Consider the following 15,269-nt stretch of genomic DNA (forward strand, 5'->3'; position numbering starts at 1 on the left):
CGCGCAGCGGCGGGGACGGTTGCCGCCCCGGCCGGGGGACACTGGAGGCGTCCGTCACCCCGCCCGGCCGGAGGGCCCTGTGCGTCGTCGCCTCATCAACTCGACCCTCGCCGTCGTACTCGTAGTGATCGCCGTCTTCGGCGTCTCCCTGGTGATCGTCGAGACCCGCACGATCAGCAACAGCGCCCAGGAGCGCGTCGACTCCGAGGCGCTGCGCCTGGCGGGCATCGTCGACAGCCGCCTGCTCAGCGACGAGCGCGTCAGCGGCGAGGTGCTGCGCAAGCAGGTCGACACCGACCGCTACGCCCGCATCGAGATCCCCGGCCGCGCCCCCATCGAGGTCGGCGCCCGCCCCACGGGCGACGTGATCCGCGCCACCCGGGACGGCGAGGAGGGCGAGATCGTCACGGTCGAGGAGCCCCGCACCGCGGTCACCCAGGAAGTCGGCCGCACCCTCCTGATCATCGGCGGCGTGGCCCTCCTCGCCATCGTCGCCGCGGTCCTGCTCGCCGTACGCCAGGCCAACCGCCTGGCCTCCCCCCTCACCGACCTCGCGGAGACCGCCGAGCGCCTCGGCTCCGGCGACCCCCGCCCCCGCCACCGCCGCTACGGCGTCCCGGAGCTCGACCGCGTCGCGGACGTCCTGGACGGCAGCGCCGAGCGGATCGCCCGCATGCTCACCGCGGAGCGCCGACTCGCGGCCGACGCGTCCCACCAGCTGCGCACCCCGCTGACGGCGCTCTCCATGCGTCTGGAGGAGATCACCCTCACCGACGACCTGGACGAGGTGAAGGAGGAGGCGACGGCCGCCCTCACCCAGGTCGAGCGGCTCACGGACGTCGTGGAGCGGCTGCTCACCAACTCCCGCGACCCCAGCACGGGCTCCGCCGTCACCTTCGACCTGGACGAGGTGATCAAGCAGCAGCTGGAGGAGTGGCGCCCCGCCTACCGCAGCGCGGGCCGCGCCATCGTCAGCTCCGGCAAGCGCCATCTGCACGCGGTCGGCACCCCGGGCGCGGTCGCCCAGGTTCTGGCGGCGCTGATCGAGAACTCCCTGATGCACGGCGGCGGCACCGTCGCCCTGCGCACCCGCGTCACCGGCAACCAGGCCGTCGTCGAGGTCACCGACAGCGGCCCGGGCGTCCCCGCCGACCTGGGCGCGCGGATCTTCGAGCGCGCCATCAGCGGCCGCAATTCGACAGGGATCGGCCTGGCGGTGGCCCGGGATCTGGCCGAAGCGGACGGGGGCCGCCTGGAGATGCTCCAGGCCAAGCCGCCGGTGTTCGGGCTGTTCCTGTCACGCACGCCGTCGTACCGGGACGGCCGGGACCACGAAGACACAACGGACGCGACGGTCCGCTGAGGGGCCCGAAGCCTCACCCCGAGCCCGAGCCCGAGCCCGAACCCGCACCCGCCCCCGAACCAGCCGCAGCGAACCTCAGCCCGCCCGCCGGCCCCCGGACGCCGACCCCGACCGCTCCTTGCCGCCGCCGTCCCCGTCCGCGCCCCCGCGCCCCCGCTCCTCCAGGAACGATTCCGCATGTGCCACGGCCTCGCGGGCGGGCAGGGCCCGGAACACCCAGGTGCGGTACGACCAGAAGCGGAACAGGGTCGCGATGCCCATGCCGAGGAACTTGAAGACGTTGGACTGCAGCCTGCTGTCCCAGTCGAACCCGTACGTCGCCACGTACAGAACGCCGTTCTCGATGACCAGGCCGACCGCGCTGAACAGCAGGAAGAGCGTCAGCTCCTTGGTGCGGCCGCTCTTGTCGCGGTCACGGTAGGTGAAGTACCGGAACCCCACGTAGTTGAAGGCGATCGCGACGACGGTGGCGATCACGCTCGCGCGCACCACCTGCAGATCCGTGAGGTGCCGCACGAGGTTGAACACGGCGAAGTTGACCAGCGTCCCGACCGCCCCCACGGCCCCGAACTTGGCTACTTCGCGTGCGAGTTGGTCGAACCGCACCCTCAGTGCGCCGCGTTCCGTCATGATCGCCCCAGCCCCCGTCGCTGTCAGTGGTCCCGCCGACGGGATCGATGTCGAGCGGTGTGTGCTGTCGCCGCCTTCGATGTATTCGGTGGTCCGCCGTTTCGGTCGCGTCAACCCAGCCATGCTAACCAGCGACCTCCGTCGGCGCTCGTGGGCGCTGCCACTCTGTGGCGCCGCTGTGACGGCAGTGCACGGGATCGGGCCGCTCCCGGATGGCCGATACCCTGTGGGTGTGACGTTCCCGGTAGTCGGCATGGTCGGCGGGGGGCAGCTCGCTCGTATGACACACGAGGCGGGCATCCCGCTCGGCATCAGGTTCAAGCTCCTCAGTGACACCCCGCAGGATTCCGCGGCGCAGGTCGTCAGCGACGTCGTCATCGGCGACTATCGCGACCTGGATACGCTGCGTGACTTCGCGCGGGGCTGCGATGTGATCACTTTCGATCACGAACATGTACCCACCGAGCATCTACGGGCCCTGGAGGCGGACGGCATCCCCGTGCGTCCGGGGCCCGACGCGTTGGTGCACGCCCAGGACAAGGGCGTGATGCGCGCGAGGCTGGACGAGCTCGGGGTGCCCTGCCCGCGCCATCGGATCGTGAAGGACCCGGCCGACGTGGCCGCCTTCGCGGCCGAGGGGGTGGCGAACGGGGATGCGGAGAGTGACGGCTTCCCCGTCGTCCTGAAGACCGTGCGCGGCGGGTACGACGGCAAGGGCGTGTGGGTCGTGCGCTCCGCGGAGCAGGCCGCCGAGCCGTTCCGCGCGGGCGTGCCCGTGCTCGCCGAGGAGATGGTCGGTTTCGTACGGGAGCTGGCGGCGAACGTCGTCCGCTCGCCGCACGGGCAGGCCGTGGCGTATCCGGTCGTGGAGTCCCGTCAGGTCGACGGCGTCTGCGACACGGTGATCGCGCCCGCGCCCGGCCTCTCCGAGGATCTTGCGGGGCGCGCGCAGGAGCTGGCGCTGCGCGTGGCCAAGGAGCTGGACGTCGTCGGCCACCTCGCCGTCGAGCTGTTCGAGACCGCCGACGGCCGCGTCCTGGTCAACGAACTGGCGATGCGACCGCACAATTCCGGCCACTGGAGCCAGGACGGGGCGATCACCTCCCAGTTCGCCAACCACGTCCGCGCGGTCCTGGACCTGCCCCTCGGCGACCCCCGCCCGCGCGCGAAGTGGACGGTCATGGCGAACGTCCTGGGCGGCGACTACCCCGACATGTACGCCGCGTACCTGCACTGCATGGCGCGCGACCCGCAGTTGAAGATCCACATGTACGGCAAGGACGTGAAGCCCGGCCGCAAGGTCGGCCACGTCAACACCTACGGCGACGACCTTGACGACGTGCTGGAGCGCGCCCGTCACGCGGCCGGCTACCTCAGAGGGACGATCACCGAATGAGCGCACCTGTTGTTGGCATCGTCATGGGCTCCGACTCCGACTGGCCCGTGATGGAGGCCGCCGCCAAGGCCCTCGACGAGTTCGAGGTGCCGTACGAGGTCGACGTCGTCTCCGCGCACCGGATGCCGCGCGAGATGATCGCGTACGGCGAGCAGGCCGCCGAGCGCGGCCTGAAGGCGATCATCGCGGGCGCGGGCGGCGCAGCCCATCTGCCCGGCATGCTCGCCTCGGTCACCACGCTGCCCGTGATCGGCGTCCCCGTGCCCCTGAAGTACCTCGACGGCATGGACAGCCTCCTGTCCATCGTGCAGATGCCCGCGGGCGTGCCCGTCGCCACGGTGTCGGTGGGCGGCGCGCGCAACGCGGGCCTGCTCGCGGTGCGGGTGCTGGCCGCGCACGACGACGAACTCGCCTCCCGGATGCGGGAGTTCCAGCAGGAACTCAACGACCAGGCCACGGAGAAGGGCAAGCGCCTTCGCGCCAAGGTCGAAGGCGCGGGTTCCGGATTCGGCTTCGGCTCGGGAAAGTGACCGCATGACGAACCCGCGTGAGCCTTCCGAGTCCCCTGGGGCACCCGAGGCGGCCGCCGCCCTCGCCGAAGCCCGCTCCCTGCTCGCCGAGTTCCCCGTAGTGGACGGTCACAACGACCTGCCGTGGGCGCTGCGCGAGAAGGCCGGGTACGACATCGACCGCCTGGACATCGCCGCCGACCAGACCGGCAATCTGCACACGGACATCGCGCGGCTGCGCGCGGGCGGGGTCGGCGCGCAGTTCTGGTCGGTGTACGTCCGCGCGGACATGGCGGGCGACACCGCGGTCAGCGCGACGCTCGAACAGATCGACTGCGTACGGCAGTTGATCGCTCGCTACCCCGCCGATCTGCGCGCCGCGCTGACCGCCGCCGACATGGAGGCCGCGCGCGCCGAGGGCCGCATCGCGTCCCTGATGGGCGCCGAGGGCGGCCACTCGATCAACAACTCCCTCGCCACGCTGCGGGCGTTGTACGCGCTCGGCGTCCGCTACATGACGCTCACGCACAACGACAACATCGCCTGGGCCGACTCGGCGACGGACGAGCCCGGCGTCGGCGGCCTGTCCCCGTTCGGCCACGAGGTGGTCCGGGAGATGAACCGCCTGGGCATGCTCGTGGACCTCTCGCACGTGGCGGCGACGACGATGCGCGCGGCCCTGGACACGTCGGTCGCGCCGGTGGTCTTCTCGCACTCCTCCGCCCGCGCGGTGTGCGACCACCCGCGCAACATCCCGGACGACGTCCTGGAGCGCCTGCCCGGGAACGGCGGCGTGGCGATGGCCACCTTCGTACCGAAGTTCGTGCTCCAGGCGGCCGTCGACTGGACGCTGGCCGCCGACGACAACATGCGCGCGCACGGCTTCCACCACCTGGACACCACGCCCGAGGCGATGAAGGTCCACGCGGCCTTCGAGGAGACGCGCCCGCGTCCGATCGCGACCGTCTCGACGGTCGCCGACCACCTCGACCACATGCGCGAGGTCGCCGGCGTCGACCACATCGGCATCGGCGGCGACTACGACGGCACGGCGTTCACCCCGTCCGGTCTGGACGACGTGTCGGGCTACCCGAACCTGATCGCCGAGCTCCTCGGCCGCGGCTGGTCGCGCGCGGACCTCGCCAAGCTGACGTGGGGCAACGCCGTGCGGGTGCTCGGCGCGGCGGAGGACGTGGCCCGCGATGTCGGCGCGCGCCGCGGCCCGTCGATCGCGACCCTCGACCAGCTGGACGGCGACGTCCGCTGACGCGGGGTCACGAGAACTGAGGGGCGCGGCCGTTGGGCCGCGCCCCTTCTTCGTACGCTCGCCGAGTCGCCACTATTGAAACGGTCGGTCCAAATGGGTTACCGTCCTGGCAAGTAATGGACTGATCGATCTAAAACTATGCGGGAGACCGGCATGACCGAGGCAGTGACCCACGTGTGGACGGACGAAGAGCTGGCCCGCTCCCTGGAAGGCGGCTTCACCAGCGCGCACGCCGACGTGAACGGCACCAGGCTGCACTACGTCTCCGGCGGCAGCGGCGAGCCGCTGGTCCTGCTCGGCGGCTGGCCGCAGACCTGGTGGCAGTTCCACAAGATCATGCCGGAGCTGGCCCGCCACTACCGCGTGATCGCCGTGGACCTGCGGGGGATGGGCGGCTCGGCGAAGCCCGAGGGCGGCTACGACAAGAAGACGATGGCGCGTGACGTGCGCGAACTCGTCCGCCACCTCGGCCACGACAGCGCCCACCTCGCCGGGCACGACATCGGCGCCATGGTCGCGTACGCGTACGCCGCCAACCACCCCGAGGCCACGAGGAGAGTCGCCCTGCTGGACGTCGCGCACCCCGACGAGCAGATGTGGCAGCTCCCGCTGCTCCCCGAGGCCGGGGCCGACTGGCACGACCGGCCCGGCATCTACCTCTGGTGGTTCGCCTTCAACCAGGTCAAGGGACTCCCGGAGCAGCTCCTCGCAGGCCGCTTCGACCTCTTGCACGACTGGCTCTTCGACTACCAGCTCAAGGACCCCGCCTCGATCGGCGAGGCCGCGCGCGCCGTCTACGCGCACGCCTACTCCACCGCGGACGCGGTCCGCGCGGGCAACGGCTGGTACCAGGCGTTCACCCAGGACATCGCCGACTTCGCGACGTACGAGCGGGTGGAGGCGCCGATCCTCGGCCTGGGCGGCGAGACCAATTACCCCTATCTGCGCGACCGCCTGTCGGTCCACGGCACCGACGTCCGGGTGCTCGCGGTGCCGGACAGCGGCCACTACCTCGCGGAGGAGCAGCCGGAGCGGGTCACGAAGGAGCTCGTGGAGTTCTTCGCCTGACGAGCGCGGCCGCGGACGACGAGGGCGGGCCACCCCACGGGTGGCCCGCCCTCTCGCGTCGACGCGGGGTTCAAAGACAGGCTCTTACGGCAGGTTCCGCGCCATCACGATGCGCTGGACCTGGTTCGTGCCCTCGTAGATCTGCGTGATCTTCGCGTCGCGCATCATGCGCTCGACGGGGTAGTCACGGGTGTAGCCGTAGCCGCCGAGGAGCTGGACGGCGTCCGTGGTGACCTCCATGGCGACGTCCGAGGCGAAGCACTTGGCGGCGGCGCCCTGGAAGGTGAGGTCGCTGTCGCCGCGCTCCGACTTGGCCGCGGCCGCGTACGTCAGCTGGCGGGCGGCCTCGATCTTCATGGCCATGTCGGCGAGCATGAACTGCACGCCCTGGAAGTCGCCGATCGGCTTGCCGAACTGCTTGCGCTCCTGGACGTAGCCCTTGGCGTAGTCGAGGGCGCCCTGGAGGGCGCCCTGCGCGATGCCGAGGGCCTGGGCCGCGATGGTGATGCGGGTGTGGTCCAGGGTCTTCATGGCGGTGGCGAAGCCGGTGCCCTCCGCGCCGATCATGCGGTCGGCGGGGATGCGGACGTTGTCCAGGTAGACCTCGCGGGTCGGCGAGCCCTTGATGCCGAGCTTCTTCTCCGGGGCACCGAAGGAGACGCCCTCGTCGGACTTCTCGACGACGAAGGCCGAGATGCCCTTGGAGCGCTTCTCGGTGTCGGTGACGGCCATCACCGTGTAGTACTCGGAGACGCCCGCGTTGGTGATCCAGCGCTTCACGCCGTTCAGGACGTAGAAGTCGCCGTCGCGCACGGCGCGGGTCTTCATGCCCGCCGCGTCCGAACCCGCGTCCGGCTCGGAGAGGCAGTACGAGAACATCGCGTCGCCCTTGGCGAGCGGCGTCATGTACTTCTTCTTCAGGTCCTCGGAGCCGGAGAGGATCACCGGGAGCGAGCCCAGCTTGTTGACGGCCGGGATCAGGGACGAGGACGCGCAGACCCGCGCGACCTCCTCGATCACGATGACGGTGGCGAGCGCGTCGGCGCCGGTGCCGCCGTAGCTCTCCGGTACGTGGACCGCGTGCAGGTCGGAGGAGACCAGGGCGTCGAGCGCCTCCTGCGGGAAGCGGGCCTCCTCGTCCACCGCGGCGGCGAACGGCGCGATCTTCGCCTCGGCGAGCGAACGGATCGCGTCCCGGAGCATGTCGTGCTCCTCGGACGGGCGGTACAGGTCGAAGTCAGCCGATCCGGCCAAGGTCTCTCACGCTCCAAGGATGCTGCGGACGCTAATTACCGTTAAGTAACCCAAATTTTAGGGGTCTGCCCACGCCAGGGATACGTGAGCTTGACGACAGGGGAAGTCGTGCCCGGTGAAAGCCCCTGTTACGCCGGGACTATGCTCGGGCGACGCGCTCGCGCGGCAGCCGCGTGCGGGTACACAGAGGCAGACGCACGCAGAAGACCCCGATTCACTGGAGCACCGCATGGCCCTCAAGATCACCGTGATCGGCACCGGTTATCTCGGCGCCACCCACGCCGCGGCCATGGCCGAGCTCGGCTTCGAGGTGCTCGGCCTCGACGTCGTGCCCGAGAAGATCGAGATGCTCCAGCGCGGCGAGGTCCCGATGTACGAGCCGGGCCTCGCGGAGCTGCTGCGCAAGCATGTCGCGGGCATCGAGGGCTCCAGCGGGCGGCTCCGCTTCACCATGGACTGGGCCGAGGCAGGCGGCTTCGGCGATGTGCACTTCGTGTGCGTGAACACCCCGCAGAAGCACGGCGAGTACGCCTGCGACATGAGTTACGTCGACTCCGCCTTCGCCTCCCTCGCGCCGCACGTGACCTCGGGCGCGCTCGTGGTCGGCAAGTCGACGGTCCCGGTGGGCTCGGCCGACCGGCTCGCGCGCCTCCTGCCCGAGGGGGTCGAGCTGGCCTGGAACCCGGAGTTCCTGCGCGAGGGCTTCGCCGTCAAGGACACCCTGCACCCCGACCGGATCGTCATCGGTGTACGCAGCGAGCGCGCGGAGAAGCTGCTGCGCGAGGTGTACGCGACGCCGGTCGCCGAGGGGTCCCCGTTCGTCGTAACGGACTTCCCGACCGCCGAGCTGGTGAAGACCTCCGCGAACTCCTTCCTCGCCACGAAGATCTCCTTCATCAACGCCATGGCCGAGGTGTGCGAGGCCGCCGACGGCGACGTGGTGAAGCTCGCCGAGGCCCTCGGGTACGACGACCGGATCGGCGCGAAATTCCTGCGCGCCGGGATCGGCTTCGGCGGCGGCTGCCTGCCCAAGGACATCCGCGCGTTCATGGCCCGCGCCGGTGAGCTGGGCGCCGACCAGGCGCTGACCTTCCTGCGCGAGGTCGACTCGATCAACATGCGGCGCCGCGGGCACATGGTGGAGCTGGCGCGGGAGGCCGTGGGCGGCGGCTCGTTCCTCGGCAAGCGGGTCGCGGTGCTCGGCGCCGCCTTCAAGCCGGACTCGGACGACGTGCGGGACTCGCCCGCCCTCAACGTGGCCGGCCAGATCCACCTCCAGGGCGGCCAGGTCACCGTGTACGACCCCAAGGGCATGGACAACGCCCGCCGCCTCTTCCCGACCCTCGGGTACGCGGAGACCGCCCTGGACGCGGTCCGGGGCGCGGACGTCGTGCTGCACCTCACGGAGTGGCGCGAGTTCCGCGAGCTGGACCCCGAGGTCCTGGGCGAGGCCGCAGGGCGACGGGTCCTCCTGGACGGCCGCAACGCCCTCGACCCGGAGCGGTGGCGCGCGGCCGGCTGGACGTTCCGGGCGATGGGCAGGCCGACGGCCTAGCTCTTGCGGTCCGGCGCCCGGCGCGCGCGGTACGCGCGCATCTTCGCGCGTGCCCCGCACACCCCCATGTCGCACCAGCGGCCCCGCCCGCCGGGGCTGCGGTCGTAGTACGCCCAGAGGCAGGTCGCGGCCTCGCACGCCTTGAGGCGGGCCCAGGTGCCCGCCCCCAGGCCCTCCGCGACCGCCGCCGCCACCCGCGAGACCAGCGGACCCGGATCCGCGGGCCCGAGCGACGCCGACCCGTCGGCGGTGTCGACCCGCACCAACAGGGGCGCGGCGGCGAGGAGTTCACCGAGGGGACGTACCTCTTGATGCGGCGCGTGCCCGGCATGGGCCAGGCAGGCCGCGCGCAGCGACTCCCGCAGTTCCCGCGCCGCTTCCACGTCCGCCGGGGCGAGGCCGAACCGGGCCCGCCCCGTTTCGGTGTCGAGCTCGTCGGTACCCGCCCCGATGTCCAGCGTGTTCACCAGGTCCTGGAGCAGCGCGAGGCCGCCGGGCGCGGGCGCTCTGTCGTTCATGGTTGCGACGTTACCGGCATGCGGCCATCATGGGGTAACCGGAGTGGTTACCGGAGAACTTCATCTGCCGGTAACGGACCCCCACCGACCGAGGAGAAGTCATGGCTGCCCCTGTCGCCCGCCTGCACAACGTCGTCCTCGACTGTCCCGACCCCCGCGCCCTCGCCGAGTTCTACGCCGAGATCATCGGCGGCACGATCCAGGACGACGACGGCGACGGCCACTGGATCGACCTGGTCGCCCCCGGCCGCGTCAAGGTCTCCTTCCAGCGCGTCGCCGACCTCACCCCGCCCGAGTGGCCCCGCGCCGACGCCAACGCCCAGCAGCTCCACCTGGACCTGGACGCGGGCCCGACCTGGGCGGACGTCGACGCCGCCGAGGAGCGCGTGCTCGCCCTCGGCGCCCGTCCGCTCGACCTCGACGACGGCGGCGGCAAGCGCGACTTCCGCGTGTACGCGGACCCGGCGGGCCACCCGTTCTGCCTCTGCATGATCCCCTGACGGGGCCGGGCCCCGGGGGAGCCGCTCGGGCCCGGTGGGGGCTCAGCCGTCGAGCCGCCCGATCGTCGCCGTCGACGCCCCCCGCCGCTCCCGCGCCGCCCGCGCCGTGAAGTCCGCGCCGCGCAGCACCCGTTGTACGTTGCCCCAGGTGAGCGCCGCCACGTCGGCCTCGGGCCAGCCGCGGCCGAGCAGCTCGGCGACGAGGCGCGGATAGCGGGAGGCGTCGGCCAGCTCCCCGGGGTGCGCGGACCGGGTGTCGTACATCCCGGAGATCCCGACGCACTCGGGCCCCGCGACGCGGCGCACGTGCTCCATGTGGTCCGCGACGTCACCGAGCGTCGGCCCCGTGCGGTCGGCCGCGAACGGCACCAGGCACAGGCCCTTCGTCCGGCCCACCTCGGCGAGCAGCTCGTCGTCCAGGTTGGCGGGGTGCTCGCGCAGCGCGCGGGCCCCGGAGCGGGTCCAGAGGACCGGCGCCTTGGAGACGGCGAGCACGCGGCGCGCGGTCGCCGGGGAGGCGCCGGAGAGGTCGGCGAGGACGCCGAGCCGGTTCATCTCCCGCACCACTTCCTCGCCGAACGGAGTCATCCCGTCCGCGCCCGCCCACGACGTGCCGGCCAGCGTCAGCGAGCTCAGGCCGAGCGTGTGCAGCTGGCGCAGGGCGCCGAGCGAGTCGCCGATGGCGCGGGCGCTCGCCGGGCCGATCAGCGTGGCGATGCGGCCGCAGTTGCGGGCGTCGGTGGTCTCGGAGGCGTCGCGGGCGACCCGCAGGCCGTTCGCGTAACGGCCGACGACGTGCCGGACGAGGTCGATCTGCTCCAGCGCCGAGCTGACGGCGCGGTCGCCCTCGGCCCCCGGGTCCGGCACCTGGAGCGACCAGAACTGCGCGCCCACCCGGCCCGCCCGCAGCCGCGGCAGATCGGTCTGCAGGCCGCTGTCGCCCAACTCCAGGTCGTACCAGGGAAGTTCACGCAGCGCCGAGGGCAGGCCGCTGTAGCCGTCGGCGACGGGATGCGCCGCGAGGAGGTCCCGGGCCCGCTCCAGGGCATCGCGCAGATCCGGCTCCAGGGGCTCGGGCTCGGGCGCGGGCTCGTCGCTCGGGAAGGTGTCGTCCGTGGGGGTGGGCGCGGTGCGCCGCTCTTCGTCCTCCCCGGCTTCGGCGGGGGAGTCGAGTTCGTCCTGCAGGTCCGCCATGGCAGGGCTCCGCGGGTCGGGGGTGGCACTTCTCGTGGGTGGCACTTCTTGGTGATGGTCGAACCACCGTGCCACGCCGCCCGCCCGGCTTCGCGGCGGACGGGGCGTTCGGGGTACGCCGACGGCCCCGGCCCCGCGCCGTCGCGCGGAACCGGGGCCGTCGCCCAGAGCGTTGACCGGACTAGTTACCGCCCGAAACCGTCACCTTCTCGTCGTTGTTGAGCTGCGACACCAGCTCCTTGACCTTGGCCTTGTCCCAGACGACGTTGCCGTTCGCGAACCCCGAGATCGGCATGTTCATGGACTTGCCGTCGCCGCCGGTGACGCCCTTCATGGCCCAGAACATCGAGGCCACGTCCATCAGGTCCATGTCCTTGTCGACGATCAGGGTGTCCAGGCCCGCGCCCATCGTCGGGTACAGCTTGAACGGGTTCAGGACCGTCCCGGGCGTCGCCGCCTGGTTGGCGAGCGCGGCCAGGAACTTCTGCTGGTTCTTGGTGCGGTCCAGGTCGCTGCCCGGCAGGGCGTAGCGGGTGCGGACGAAGGCCAGGGCCTCCTCGCCGTTCAGGGTCTGCTTGCCCGCCTCGAAGTCGGCGCCGGACTTCTTGTCCTTGAAGCCCTTGGGGATGTCCAGCTCGACACCGCCGACCGCGTCCACGATCTTGGCGAAGCCGCCGAAGCCGATCTCGGCGTAGTGGTCGATGCGCAGCCCCGTGTTGGCCTCGACGGTCCGCACGAGCAGCTCGGGGCCGTCCTCGGCGTACGCGGCGTTCAGCTTCGTCTGGCGGCCGGTGCCCGGGTAGAGCTTGCCGGAATCGGCGCCCTTGAAGGAGGGGATCGTGACGTTCGAGTCGCGCGGCAGGGAGATCATCGTGTTCCCGCCGTCGTCCGCGACGTGCAGGATCATCATCGAGTCCGTGCGCTTGCCCGCGGCGGAGCCGGTGTGGAGCTTCTTCTTCTCCTCGTCGGACATCCCCGCGCGGCTGTCGGAGCCGACGATCAGGTAGTTCGTGCCCTTGCCGCCGTCGGGCCGCTCGATGACCTTCGACAGGTCGACCTCGCGCTTGAGCTTGGAGTCGGCCCAGAAGTACGTGCTGACGGAGACCACGAGCAGCAGCGCGAGGAAGGTCACCAGACCCCAGGTGATGCGCTTCTTCCAGTTGACCGGGGGCTTGGGCGCGCGCGGCGGGGCGGGCGGGCCGCCCGGGCCCTGCGGGCCGTTGCCGCGGCCGGCCGGGGCGCCGTACACCTGGCCGGTGTTGTAGCCGCTGTCGTAGCCGTCCTGGCCGGGGCCGCCCTGGCCGCCGCCCTGGGCGTAGGGGTCCTGCCCGCGCTGGTCGCGGTAGAGGTCGTCGTAGACGTTGTCGTCGTACGAAGGCTGGCGCGGGACCGAGCCGGGCTGGCCCGGGGCCGACGGCCCGCCGCGCTGGACATGGCGCATCACGCGGGCGCCCTCGGGCTGTGCGCCGTCGCTGCCGTACCCGTGGCGGTCACCGTTGCTGTTCCGCGCGTTAGGCCAATCGCTCATTGGCTTAGTGTGCAGTGCCGCACCGTGCGCCTCACAGGGAGGGCATTGTTTCGGGTCAGGGCTGTTGCAGAGCTGATGCAATGTGTCCGGCGGGGGTTCGGGCGGGTCCCGACATAGGGCGGAGTGCGTGACAGATCTGGCCTCCGGTACGGAATCGGAGATTCCCGTCGTCGTATCGACGCGCGGTGGGGCGCGTACCGGGGCGTTTAGGCTGGTTCCATGACTGATCACGCCCCCTTGGGTGCCGGAGACAGCCTTTCCGGCAAGCCGACCGCGGCCTCGCGCACCACGCTGAGCCACATCATGACCGCGGGTGACACCAACCTCCTCGGGACGGTGCACGGCGGCGTGATCATGAAATTGGTGGACGACGCGGCGGGCGCCGTCGCCGGGCGCCACTCGGGCGGACCCGCGGTGACCGCGTCCATGGACGAGATGGTTTTCCTGGAGCCGGTTCGCGTCGGCGACCTCGTCCACGTGCACGCGCAGTGCAACTGGACCGGGCGTACGTCCATGGAGATCGGCGTACGTGTGATGGCCGAGCGCTGGAACGAATCGACGCCCGCGCAGCAGGTTGGTTCGGCCTACCTCGTCTTCGCGGCCGTCGACGCGGACGGTAAGCCGCGCACGGTTCCGCCGGTTGTTCCGGATTCGGAGCGGAACGAGCGGCGGTTCAAGGAGGCGCAAATTCGCCGTACCCATCGGCTGGCCCGTCGTCGCGCCATCAAGGAGCTGCGTGCGCAGCAGCCGAGCGAGGGCTGACGGCGGCGCGCAAGCGTGGGGAGCGAGCGGGCCCCGGCTTCTCCTAGGAGAGGCCGGGGCCGCTTGCCGTGTGCTGGACGGGTCAGTCCATCACCATCTCTCCGAAGTGGACACCGGTGTTCGAGCTCACGTGACTGACGATGTCGTTGTCGTGGGGGTCTGCGAGGGCGGTGCCGGCGACGCCGAGCGTGGCTGCGGCAGCCAGGACTGCGGCGGCGATGACGGTGCGGATGCGCATGGTGCTCTCCAGATCAGTAGCAGCGGTTGATCACCGACATTCGATATCAAGCTGCCCAGGGGAGGTGGTTAAGGGTGATGGTGCGTACGGGTGACGGGGCTAACGGCACACCACCTGGTCGCCCGTCACGGCGCCGAACTCGCCCTGGAAGGCGTCCTCGGCCCGTACCGCCCGCACGCCGCGGAAATCCGTGCCCGCGATGACCTTCAGGAGCGGCCCCTGCCCCCGGACGGGGCGCATCTCGCAGCCGGGCAGCGCCGTGGCCAGGGACTTCGCCGAGCGGTCCCAGCGCGGGTCGAAGGCGACGACGCTGCGGGCGAGGGGCCTGGCGCCCGGCGCCAGCGGCACCGTTCCCGGCGTCCGGGTGGTGCGGAACCCGGCGCGCCGCAGCTCCGAGTCGACCCGCTTGCCGAGGCCCGGCCTCCCCGCCCCGTTGTCCACCTGCACCCGGATCTGCTGCGGCGACACCGGCACCGCCAGGGCCTTGTGCTTCACGCGGTGCGGGGCGAGCGGCTTGTCGTCGCGCAGCGCCTGGAACAGCTTCCTGGACTTCACGTCGTCCCACTTCAGGGTCGAGCCGATGCCCGGCACCTTGTGGCCCATCTTCCCGATCGGCACGGTCGTGAACTCGGACGACTTCGGCGAGAAGTTCCGCATCGCGCGGCCCAGCGTCAGCATCTCGGTCGTCCCGAAGCCCTTGTCGGCCCGCACCGACTCCAGGAGCGTCCCGGTGACGTCGTTGAACTTGACCGGATTCAGCAGTACGCCGCTGCTCGTCGCCTTCGCGATGAGCGCCGCGAGGAAGCGCTGCTGGCGCTGCATCCGGCCGAGGTCGGACGCCCCGTCGATGTGCCGCGAGCGCACGTACTGCAGCGCCTGGCCGCCGTTCAGCTGGTGGGTGCCCACGGGCAGGTTGAGCCCCGTGTACGAGTCCTTCAGGGGCTTGGTCGTGCAGATCTCGACGCCGCCGAGGACGTCCACGGTCTTCATGAAGCTGGTGAAGTCGACCTCCAGATAGTGGTCGATCTTCACCTTCGTCATGTTCTCGACCGTGCGCACGGTCAGATTCGGGCCGCCCTCCGCGTACGCCGCGTTGAGCTTCACCGGGTGTGCCCTGTGGTGCCTGCGGGAGTTCTTGTCGATGTGCTCGGGCATCTCGGCGTACGAATCCCGGGGGAGGCTGACGACGCTCGCCCGGTCCCGGTCCTCCGAGATGTGCACGATCATGATCGTGTCCGTGCAGTGGCAGGGCGCACCGCCCAGGCGGTACTTCTTCCGCTCCGCGCGGCTGATCTTGTCGCGCCCGTCGGTGCCCACGAGCAGTACGTTCATGCCGTTGCCGGACTCGGGCCGGTTCTTCATGTTGCTGAAGGCGTCGACGCGGCCGATGCCGGTCTCCAGGCCCGAGACGATCGAGTGCCCGATACCGGCGGCGGCGAGCACCCCCACGGACAGGGTGGTCGCGACCCGCTTGGCCCAGCGCGGCC

General features: G+C 71.2%; 15 protein-coding genes. 8 read left to right on the plus strand and 7 right to left on the minus strand.

Annotated elements, in window-relative coordinates; all coding sequences use genetic code 11:
- Positions 1–79 precede the first annotated feature (79 nt).
- On the plus strand, positions 80–1,363 hold the full coding sequence (locus STRAU_RS12650; RefSeq protein WP_016640691.1) for an ATP-binding protein: 1,284 nt from the start codon (positions 80–82) through the stop codon (positions 1,361–1,363).
- 75 nt (positions 1,364–1,438) lie between these two features.
- On the opposite strand, the gene STRAU_RS12655 is transcribed toward STRAU_RS12650, so the two are convergent.
- Complete coding sequence (locus STRAU_RS12655) at positions 1,439–1,993, minus strand: GtrA family protein (protein ID WP_016640692.1); 555 nt, start codon at positions 1,991–1,993, stop codon at positions 1,439–1,441.
- 232 nt (positions 1,994–2,225) lie between these two features.
- Between STRAU_RS12655 and STRAU_RS12660 the strand changes: the two genes are divergently transcribed.
- The 4 genes from STRAU_RS12660 (at position 2,226) to STRAU_RS12675 (ending at position 6,233) form a co-directional block, all read left to right on the plus strand.
- The gene (locus STRAU_RS12660) at positions 2,226–3,389 is read left to right on the plus strand and encodes a 5-(carboxyamino)imidazole ribonucleotide synthase (RefSeq protein ID WP_106967901.1); all 1,164 of its coding nucleotides are present in this window, start codon (positions 2,226–2,228) and stop codon (positions 3,387–3,389) included.
- Positions 3,386–3,919: a 5-(carboxyamino)imidazole ribonucleotide mutase gene (gene purE, locus STRAU_RS12665; RefSeq protein ID WP_078621171.1), complete on the plus strand. Its 534-nt coding sequence runs from the start codon at positions 3,386–3,388 to the stop codon at positions 3,917–3,919. Before STRAU_RS12660 ends, purE begins: the two co-directional genes overlap by 4 nt.
- A 4-nt stretch (positions 3,920–3,923) precedes the next feature.
- The gene (locus STRAU_RS12670) at positions 3,924–5,165 is read left to right on the plus strand and encodes a dipeptidase (protein ID WP_016640695.1); all 1,242 of its coding nucleotides are present in this window, start codon (positions 3,924–3,926) and stop codon (positions 5,163–5,165) included.
- A gap of 153 nt (positions 5,166–5,318) precedes the next feature.
- Complete coding sequence (locus STRAU_RS12675; RefSeq protein WP_259299896.1) at positions 5,319–6,233, plus strand: alpha/beta fold hydrolase; 915 nt, start codon at positions 5,319–5,321, stop codon at positions 6,231–6,233.
- An 84-nt stretch (positions 6,234–6,317) separates the two neighbouring features.
- Here the strand turns inward: STRAU_RS12675 and STRAU_RS12680 are convergent, their stop codons facing one another.
- Positions 6,318–7,487, minus strand: a complete 1,170-nt coding sequence (locus STRAU_RS12680; RefSeq protein WP_016640697.1) for an acyl-CoA dehydrogenase family protein — start codon at positions 7,485–7,487, stop codon at positions 6,318–6,320.
- A gap of 229 nt (positions 7,488–7,716) precedes the next feature.
- Here STRAU_RS12680 and STRAU_RS12685 point away from each other — a divergent pair, with 229 nt between their 5' ends.
- Complete coding sequence (locus STRAU_RS12685) at positions 7,717–9,042, plus strand: UDP-glucose dehydrogenase family protein (protein WP_016640698.1); 1,326 nt, start codon at positions 7,717–7,719, stop codon at positions 9,040–9,042.
- Here the strand turns inward: STRAU_RS12685 and STRAU_RS12690 are convergent.
- Positions 9,039–9,560 carry a CGNR zinc finger domain-containing protein gene (locus STRAU_RS12690; RefSeq protein WP_016640699.1) on the minus strand — a complete coding sequence of 174 codons (522 nt, stop codon included), beginning with the start codon at positions 9,558–9,560 and terminating at the stop codon, positions 9,039–9,041. The two genes, STRAU_RS12685 and STRAU_RS12690, sit on opposite strands and share 4 nt — an antisense overlap.
- A 101-nt stretch (positions 9,561–9,661) precedes the next feature.
- Between STRAU_RS12690 and STRAU_RS12695 the strand changes: the two genes are divergently transcribed.
- Positions 9,662–10,060 (plus strand): VOC family protein, encoded by a 399-nt coding sequence (locus STRAU_RS12695; protein ID WP_016640700.1) that lies wholly within the window; start codon positions 9,662–9,664, stop codon positions 10,058–10,060.
- Positions 10,061–10,102: 42 nt separating this feature from the next.
- Here STRAU_RS12695 and STRAU_RS12700 read toward each other — a convergent pair whose 3' ends face one another.
- Both STRAU_RS12700 and STRAU_RS12705 read right to left on the minus strand, forming a co-directional pair.
- On the minus strand, positions 10,103–11,254 hold the full coding sequence (locus STRAU_RS12700) for a dipeptidase (protein ID WP_016640701.1): 1,152 nt from the start codon (positions 11,252–11,254) through the stop codon (positions 10,103–10,105).
- Between the two features lie 181 nt (positions 11,255–11,435).
- Positions 11,436–12,782 (minus strand): LCP family protein, encoded by a 1,347-nt coding sequence (locus STRAU_RS12705; protein WP_078621172.1) that lies wholly within the window; start codon positions 12,780–12,782, stop codon positions 11,436–11,438.
- A gap of 219 nt (positions 12,783–13,001) precedes the next feature.
- Between STRAU_RS12705 and STRAU_RS12710 the strand changes: the two genes are divergently transcribed.
- Positions 13,002–13,544 carry an acyl-CoA thioesterase gene (locus STRAU_RS12710; RefSeq protein WP_037658991.1) on the plus strand — a complete coding sequence of 181 codons (543 nt, stop codon included), beginning with the start codon at positions 13,002–13,004 and terminating at the stop codon, positions 13,542–13,544.
- A gap of 82 nt (positions 13,545–13,626) precedes the next feature.
- Here the strand turns inward: STRAU_RS12710 and STRAU_RS42930 are convergent, their stop codons facing one another.
- Positions 13,627–13,782, minus strand: coding sequence for a hypothetical protein (locus tag STRAU_RS42930; protein ID WP_016640704.1), 156 nt, complete (start codon positions 13,780–13,782; stop codon positions 13,627–13,629).
- Positions 13,783–13,881: 99 nt separating this feature from the next.
- Positions 13,882–15,269: LCP family protein (locus STRAU_RS12715; RefSeq protein ID WP_052029062.1), on the minus strand; the 1,388-nt coding region annotated here is incomplete at its 5' end.

The sequence above is a fragment of the Streptomyces aurantiacus JA 4570 genome, from assembly GCF_000414115.1.
In the GTDB taxonomy this organism is placed as follows: domain Bacteria; phylum Actinomycetota; class Actinomycetes; order Streptomycetales; family Streptomycetaceae; genus Streptomyces; species Streptomyces aurantiacus_A.

What these genes read in the sequence shown, in the direction of transcription:
- STRAU_RS12655 (WP_016640692.1), bottom strand. Translation starts at nt 1,993, where the DNA reads ATGACGGAACGCGGCGCACTGAGGGTGCGGTTCGACCAACTCGCACGC.
- purE (WP_078621171.1), top strand. Translation starts at nt 3,386, where the DNA reads ATGAGCGCACCTGTTGTTGGCATCGTCATGGGCTCCGACTCCGACTGG.
- STRAU_RS12670 (WP_016640695.1), top strand. Translation starts at nt 3,924, where the DNA reads ATGACGAACCCGCGTGAGCCTTCCGAGTCCCCTGGGGCACCCGAGGCG.
- STRAU_RS12675 (WP_259299896.1), top strand. Translation starts at nt 5,319, where the DNA reads ATGACCGAGGCAGTGACCCACGTGTGGACGGACGAAGAGCTGGCCCGC.
- STRAU_RS12685 (WP_016640698.1), top strand. Translation starts at nt 7,717, where the DNA reads ATGGCCCTCAAGATCACCGTGATCGGCACCGGTTATCTCGGCGCCACC.
- STRAU_RS12690 (WP_016640699.1), bottom strand. Translation starts at nt 9,560, where the DNA reads ATGAACGACAGAGCGCCCGCGCCCGGCGGCCTCGCGCTGCTCCAGGAC.
- STRAU_RS12695 (WP_016640700.1), top strand. Translation starts at nt 9,662, where the DNA reads ATGGCTGCCCCTGTCGCCCGCCTGCACAACGTCGTCCTCGACTGTCCC.
- STRAU_RS12700 (WP_016640701.1), bottom strand. Translation starts at nt 11,254, where the DNA reads ATGGCGGACCTGCAGGACGAACTCGACTCCCCCGCCGAAGCCGGGGAG.
- STRAU_RS12705 (WP_078621172.1), bottom strand. Translation starts at nt 12,782, where the DNA reads ATGAGCGATTGGCCTAACGCGCGGAACAGCAACGGTGACCGCCACGGG.
- STRAU_RS12710 (WP_037658991.1), top strand. Translation starts at nt 13,002, where the DNA reads ATGACTGATCACGCCCCCTTGGGTGCCGGAGACAGCCTTTCCGGCAAG.
- STRAU_RS42930 (WP_016640704.1), bottom strand. Translation starts at nt 13,782, where the DNA reads ATGCGCATCCGCACCGTCATCGCCGCCGCAGTCCTGGCTGCCGCAGCC.